The 6,903-nt window shown below is 37.7% G+C and carries 7 protein-coding genes; all 7 read right to left on the bottom strand.

Annotated elements, in window-relative coordinates:
* Positions 1 to 95: 95 nt before the first annotated feature.
* The 7 genes from glyS to DD627_RS01365 all read right to left on the bottom strand — a co-directional run bounded on the left by glyS (position 96) and on the right by DD627_RS01365 (position 6,902).
* The gene (glyS, locus tag DD627_RS01395; RefSeq protein WP_260274880.1) at positions 96 to 2,174 is read right to left on the bottom strand and encodes a glycine--tRNA ligase subunit beta; all 2,079 of its coding nucleotides are present in this window, start codon (positions 2,172 to 2,174) and stop codon (positions 96 to 98) included.
* A complete protein-coding gene (glyQ, locus tag DD627_RS01390; RefSeq protein WP_260274879.1) occupies positions 2,174 to 3,082 on the bottom strand; it encodes a glycine--tRNA ligase subunit alpha in 909 nt (302 codons plus the stop codon). The genes glyS and glyQ overlap by 1 nt, the downstream gene beginning before the upstream one ends.
* Positions 3,083 to 3,350: 268 nt before the next feature.
* On the bottom strand, positions 3,351 to 4,109 hold the full coding sequence (gene recO / locus DD627_RS01385; protein ID WP_057782741.1) for a DNA repair protein RecO: 759 nt from the start codon (positions 4,107 to 4,109) through the stop codon (positions 3,351 to 3,353).
* Between the two features lie 12 nt (positions 4,110 to 4,121).
* Positions 4,122 to 5,039 (bottom strand): GTPase Era, encoded by a 918-nt coding sequence (gene era / locus DD627_RS01380; RefSeq protein ID WP_057782739.1) that lies wholly within the window; start codon positions 5,037 to 5,039, stop codon positions 4,122 to 4,124.
* 15 nt (positions 5,040 to 5,054) lie between these two features.
* On the bottom strand, positions 5,055 to 5,459 hold the full coding sequence (locus tag DD627_RS01375; RefSeq protein ID WP_260274878.1) for a diacylglycerol kinase family protein: 405 nt from the start codon (positions 5,457 to 5,459) through the stop codon (positions 5,055 to 5,057).
* Positions 5,437 to 5,913: an rRNA maturation RNase YbeY gene (gene ybeY / locus DD627_RS01370; RefSeq protein WP_260274877.1), complete on the bottom strand. Its 477-nt coding sequence runs from the start codon at positions 5,911 to 5,913 to the stop codon at positions 5,437 to 5,439. The genes DD627_RS01375 and ybeY overlap by 23 nt, the downstream gene beginning before the upstream one ends.
* A gap of 20 nt (positions 5,914 to 5,933) precedes the next feature.
* Positions 5,934 to 6,902 carry a PhoH family protein gene (locus DD627_RS01365; RefSeq protein ID WP_260274876.1) on the bottom strand — a complete coding sequence of 323 codons (969 nt, stop codon included), beginning with the start codon at positions 6,900 to 6,902 and terminating at the stop codon, positions 5,934 to 5,936.
* Between the last annotated feature and the right edge of the window lies 1 nt (position 6,903).

Genomic DNA, 6,903 nt, shown 5'->3' with positions numbered 1-6,903 from the left:
AGACGGCATTTTATCTAATTTTGTTGCTATGAACATTTTCGTATCAAGCAACAAGATAAGTTTTTGTGGTTTCAACCTATAGTAATTAACAATTACTATTTCACAATCAATTCTTTCAAATTACCAATTGAGAAAATTAATCTAGCTAAAATTGTGAGTTGATTTAACCGATTTTTGCGAATTTTTTCGTCGTCAACCATAATCATGGTTTGATCAAAGTAAGTTTCAATTAATGGACGCAGTTTCTGTAAGGCTTGAAAGTTCTCATTCAGGGTCCGGTTTTTAGCCTCTTTACGAACGCCTTCAACCGCGTCAAACAAGTGACGCTCTGAATCATTTTCAAACAGTGCAGGATCAACAACCAAATCACGATTTGAAAGATTGGCCTTTTCAGAAATCCGTAAAACTCGTGTCAAGGCTTCGATATTTTCCTTGAAATCAGCATCATTTTTATGAGCTTCCAGCACTTTAGCCGCATCCAACATATTTAAAATATCGGAGTTAGTTCCCTTTGTAACAGCTTCGACAATGTCATAACGCGCATTCTTATTTGAGAACCATTGACGAACACGATCCTTTATAAATTCTCGAACATCAGAAGCATGTTGGTCAAAGTCTAAATCAAAGGTTGCTTTATGGTTGCGCAAATCTTGAAGGAATTGCTTTTGCAAACTTTGCATTGGAAAATGCCAGTTTTGATCACGCGTAATGCGAACAATGCCCAGTGCCTGTCGACGTAAAGCATAAGGGTCATTTGAGCCAGTTGGAATTAGATCAACAGCGAAGAAACTTCCAATATCATCAAACTTATCAGCAATTGCTAAAACGGCACCTACTTTTGTAGCAGGTAAAGCACCATCAGCGCTTACTGGCATATAATGTTCCCGAATGGCTGTAGCAACCGCGGGAGTTTCATTTCCAAGCAGTGCATATTTTTCACCCATAACGCCTTGTAATTCAGGAAACTCGCCTACCATTCCAGTAACAAGATCAAATTTATAGATCTCACTTGCTCGTTTAACATCAGCCAGTTCTTGGTCAGTCAAACCAACATTTTTTCCAAGTTCTTGGGCAATAACTTGAACTCGTTGCATCTTTTCATACATAGAACCAATTTTATCGTGAAAACTAACTTTTTTAAGTTTTCCAACGTAGTAATCAATACTGTGCTTTTGATCTTCATGATAGAAGAACGCTGCATCTTCCAAACGTGCGGTGAGTACTTTTTCATTCCCACGAACAACATTTTCTAGATGATTCTTGTTGCCGTTACGAACTGAAATGAAATTAGGTAGAAGTTGACCTGATTTATTTCGGGCATAGAAGAAGCGTTGATGATCCCGCATTGAAGTAATTAAAACTTCTTCAGGAATTTCAAGATATTTTTCGTCAAAATGACCCGCAAAAGCAGTTGGCCATTCAACCAAATTATTAACTTCTTCCAACAAGTCCGGATCAACCTCAATATTCCAGCTCTTTTCATTGGCAATTTCGTCAATTTGGTCTTTAATTAATTGTTTTCGTTTTGTTGCATCCGCAATAACAAAAACTGATTTTAACTGATCTTCATAATTCTGAGCCTTTGCAATCGTCACTGGCTTACCAAGGAAACGATGCCCCTGAGAAACGTTACTTGCCTGAACATCTAAAATTGAAAATGGCACAACTTGATCATCTAGAAGAGACACCATCCATCGAATGGGACGAATATATTTGAAACTATAATTTGCCCATTTCATCATGGTTGGGAATGTCATTTTTTCAACAACCGTTTTTAATTTTGGTAGTACATCGGCCACATCTTGACCAATCGTCTTCTTAGTGACGTAAACATATTCGGTTCCTTTAAGCTCTTTAAACGTAATGTCGTCAGTTGTGACCCCTTGGCCTCTTGTGAAGCCCATTGCAGCCTTTGACCAATTGCCATCTTTATCCATTGCAATTTTTTTAGCTGGGCCTTTAACTTCTTCTTCTTCATCCGCCTGGCGATCGGCTAATCCATTAACTAAAACTGCCAACCTTCGTGGTGTAGAAAAAGTTTTGATGGTTTCAAATGTGATTCTTTCGTCATCAAAAAAATCAGTCACCCGTTTTTGTAGCTGTTCAATACTTGGGGTCACAACATGGGCCGGAATTTCTTCTAAACCAATTTCAAGTAAATAGGAATGTGTCATTATTTTTCTGCCTCCTCTTTACGATCCGAATCTTTTAAAAGTGGGAATCCAAGCGATTCGCGCTCTTGAACAAAAGCCTTAGCAACCGACTTTGCCATATTACGAATTCGTGATAGATAGCCAGCCCGCTCTGTTACAGAAACTGCGCCACGAGCATCCAACAAATTGAATGTATGACTACACTTTAAGATATAATCATAGGCAGGATGAACCAGACCGTTTTTAATCTGGGCTTTAGCTTCACCTTCATAGTCATCAAACAGTTGTAACAACATGTCCTGATTACTTTCTTCAAAGGAATATTTTGAGTGCTCATATTCGGGTTCTTTGAAAATTTCACCATATTTAACGCCATGACCCCATTCCAAATCAAATACTGAGTCCACATTTTGAATATATGAAGCTAATCGTTCCAATCCATAGGTGACCTCACTAGTAACTGGTGAAACTTCTAAACCACCAACTTGTTGGAAATACGTAAATTGAGTAACTTCCATGCCATCAAGCCAAACTTCCCAACCAACACCGGCACAGCCCATTGATGGGTTTTCCCAGTTATCTTCAACGAAGCGAATATCATGTTCCAGTGGCTCAATTCCTAAGGCCTTTAAACTGCCCAAATAGAGTTCTTGAATATTTTCCGGTGAAGGCTTCATCACTACTTGAAATTGGTGATGTTGATAAAGACGATTAGGATTTTCTCCGTAACGACCATCAGCGGGGCGACGTGAAGGCTCTACATATGCCGCATTCCATGGCTCCGGGCCAATGGCTCTTAAGAAAGTATAAGGACTCATTGTTCCTGCTCCTTTTTCAGTATCATAAGCTTCCATTAACATACAACCCTGGTCGGACCAATAATGTTGTAAGGTCAGGATAATATCTTGAACAGCTAATTTGTTTACCATTATGTGTCTCCTTTTTTATTTTGAACACAAAAAAACCTACGCAGAAATAATCTACGTAGGGACGATTTATTCGCGGTTCCACCCTACTTCTGACAAAAGTCAGCAGCTTAATTTACGAACTCCGAAACGCCAATTATTTAAACACACTGCTTAGTTCCACCAGCCTAAGCTCTCTTGAAGTCTATTTAAAAATTCTTTTCATCATTGTTCAGTATTAAATTCATTTCTATACTAGAATAATTACGCGCTAAAGTCAATGTTCAACGGCCTAATTCCATGAATTCATGGTGTCAATAAAATGTTTGCTTTTTAAGCTCAAACCAACCTCATCTTGATAGATAGTATCGATCAGCGCTTTTAATCTCAACTTGGTTTCCGTTCGAACTTTGATTGAACGAATATTTTTAAGTTGCACAGAACTTAATCGCTGCAAATAAAAGATTGTGCGCCGGTCAAGATGGGATCGCCTAGGATCAATGTGCCAATGATTCTGACAAAGCATCCCACCTGAAGCTTCAGAATAATCTAGCGGTAAATCCGTTCGATGACAAACAATACATTGTTGCCACTCTTGCTGAACTCCAAAAGTTGGTAAAAGTTGTAGTTCAAATATATGGCTAATGATTTCTGGATCAAAACCATTATTGATCATATCTAATGCATCTGATGCCATATCAAACCAGACTGGAATGGCTTGATTATCTGAGAACGCCGAATCAATTAAATTTAAAATATACGTGATATAAGCATTACGTTCAATATCTTGATTAATTTGCTCAAATTGGGTGAGCTTTTTTTCTGCATTTAAATAACAAAGGCCTTTTTCTCTAATTAAGCCCACATACGTGCCTCTTGTGAAGGGAAGAATGGCAGCTGCTAATTTAAAACCTCTTTTTCTGGCCCCACGAATGTAAAACATTTTTTTGCCAAATTCGCGAGTAAAAAACTTTACCAACTGGTCACGTTCTCGATAATCTTTGCGAAACATGACAATGCCTTCAAACTGTGCTGTTGTTTGTACTGCCATTAAAACTTACCCTTAATAGTTATCTTTCCGATACCCATATGATTGCAAAAGTGATTGTTTATCACGCCAACCTTCGGAAACCTTTACCCAAAGTTCAAGATAAACTTTGTCACCAAGAAGTCTTTCAATATCTTCACGAGCTAAAGTACCGATTTTCTTTAGCATTTGCCCACCATGTCCAATGATAATCCCTTTTTGGGTGGGACGATCAACAATAATTGTAGCCTGAATATGAATTTTTCGTTTGTCTTGCCGTTTCAAACTTTCAATGACTACTGCTACAGAATGTGGAACTTCTTGTCTAGTTAACATGAGGACTTTTTCCCGGATTAATTCCGCCGCTATGAAGCGTTCTGGATGATCAGTTACTTGGTCATCTGGATAGTATTGAGGGCCTTCAGGTAATTCTGCTGCCAAAGTATCAATAAATTCGGAGACATTGTTACCTTGGATAGCCGAAATTGGGACCACTTCTTTCCAATCCACAGCATCTTTATAGTCGTCCATAATCTCAAGTAATTTGTTTGGATTAATGAGATCAATCTTGTTGATAACCAAATAAACCGGCTTTTTAATCTGTTTCAGATGTTCAATGATGAAGTTATCACCCGCACCCCGTTCTTCATTAGCACTAATCATGAACATTACGGCATCCACTTCATTTAACGTGGATAAAGAAGATTGCACCATAAAGTCACCCAATTTATTGTGAGCCTTATGGATTCCAGGTGTATCAATGAAAATAATCTGTTCTTTATCAGTGGTATAAATACCCTGAATCTTATTTCGTGTCGTTTGAGGGACGTTACTCATGATTGCAATTTTTTGACCAATTACGTAATTCATGAATGTCGATTTTCCGACGTTAGGTCGCCCAACAATTGCAACAAAACCAGAATGAAACTTTTTGTTCTTGTTTGAATTTTCCAAAGTATTTCTCCTATTCTAATGGATTAAAAGCATCCAAATCTTGGGAACAAAAATACATAATCCAATAATTCCCGAAAAACAAGCTGCAATCAAAACTGCACCTGCAGCCATATCCTTAATGTGTTTACCTAACTCACTATAAGTCTTTTCAGTCACTAAATCTACCAAGTTTTCAGCAACAGTATTAAAAGTCTCTGTCACCAACATGGATCCAATACAAGCAATAATCCAGTACCATTCAGGACCTGTCAACCGCAATTCCCAAGCAAACAAAATAACGATAACCGCCAAAATACTATGAATACGCATGTTACGTTCTTCACGAAAAATACGAATAACGCCACTCCAAGCATGGACAAACGATTGCTTAAAAGTATGATTTTTTTCAGTTTGCTTTTTATCTTTTAAGGCCATAAGCATTCAAAATTTCTTTCTGAAGAGGAAACATAATTTTTTGATCTTCGGGCTTAATGTGATCATAACCATTTAAATGTAAAAAACCGTGTACACATAGAAAACCAAGTTCTCGTTGATAAGAATGACCCAAGTACTCTGCTTGTTCTTTAACTTTATCAACCGAAACCATGAGATCACCAATGTTGGGGGTTATCTCTTCTGCTAACTCGTCATCTAAAATAATCGGGGCTTCATCAGAATCATCTTCAATCGCAAAACTGATAACATCGGTTGCCCGATCAACTTGACGATAAGTTTTATTAATTTCATGAATTTCATCATTATGCATTAAAGTCACAGACATTTCAGTATTTTCTGCTAATTTCAGATAATTACCAGCAAATTCTAAAACGTTTTGAATTAATTCAATGTTTTCCTTAGGTTCTTCTTTTGTATGGTCATAAATTTGAATATCCATAATCTAAATCGACTCCATTTTTAATTTGATTTACGTCCCTCATAAGCGTTTATAATTTCTGCTACCACTGGATGACGCACAACATCTTCTGAATCAAAACCGACAAATCCAATGTGCCGAACGTTTTGCAGAATTCGTTGTGCCTCAACTAATCCACTACGAACACCATGGGGTAAGTCAATTTGTGTGATATCCCCATTTACAATCATTTTTGAGCCAAATCCTAAGCGAGTTAAAAACATTTTCATTTGTGCACTGGTTGTATTTTGTGCTTCATCAAGAATAACAAAAGCATCATCCAATGTTCGACCCCGCATGTATGCTAATGGTGCAATTTCAATGACACCTCTATCCATCAATCGAGTAGTATGTTCAGCACCAATGATTTGATAAAGAGCATCGTAAACCGGACGTAAATAAGGATCGACTTTTTCTTTGAGATCACCAGGAAGAAAACCAAGGCTTTCACCAGCTTCAACGGCTGGGCGGGTCAAAATTAATTTATCAACTTCGCCCCGTTTTAAAGCAGCAATTGCCATCACAACTGCTAAATATGTTTTCCCAGTTCCTGCCGGGCCAATTCCGAAAGCGACGTCGTTTCGTTTAACAGAATCAACGTACTGTCTTTGACCATAGTTTTTAACCCTTACTGCTTTGCCCTTATTATCCTTAATTAGGGTTTCCTTATACATATCTTGAAAATAGTTCAAAGTACCTTTATCAGCCATTTTCATTGCACTGACAACGTCTGCACTGTTCAACTGAATGCCTTGTTTAACAAGTGACAAAAGATTTTTGAACACGTTTACTGTTCGTTTAACTGGCTCCTCTTCACCTGAAATGGTGATTTTTTCTCCAAACGGATGGATTGAGACCTGCATGCCTTCTTCAAGAATTTGCACAAATTTATCTTGGTTACCAAGAAGCGACATTTCTTCGCTTGGATTTGATAACAGAAATTCCTTTTCAACTGTTTTTTGTTCAGCCAAG

The organism is Pediococcus sp. (assembly GCF_003533255.1).
Classification (GTDB): domain Bacteria; phylum Bacillota; class Bacilli; order Lactobacillales; family Lactobacillaceae; genus Pediococcus; species Pediococcus parvulus.
This window is presented reverse-complemented; position numbering and strand designations above follow the sequence as displayed.

Excerpts from the sequence above, each read along its gene's own strand:
- DD627_RS01375 (WP_260274878.1), bottom strand. The coding sequence starts at position 5,459 with ATGCTTATGGCCTTAAAAGATAAAAAGCAAACTGAAAAAAATCATACT.
- recO (WP_057782741.1), bottom strand. The coding sequence starts at position 4,109 with ATGGCAGTACAAACAACAGCACAGTTTGAAGGCATTGTCATGTTTCGC.
- glyS (WP_260274880.1), bottom strand. The coding sequence starts at position 2,174 with ATGACACATTCCTATTTACTTGAAATTGGTTTAGAAGAAATTCCGGCC.
- ybeY (WP_260274877.1), bottom strand. The coding sequence starts at position 5,913 with ATGGATATTCAAATTTATGACCATACAAAAGAAGAACCTAAGGAAAAC.
- glyQ (WP_260274879.1), bottom strand. The coding sequence starts at position 3,082 with ATGGTAAACAAATTAGCTGTTCAAGATATTATCCTGACCTTACAACAT.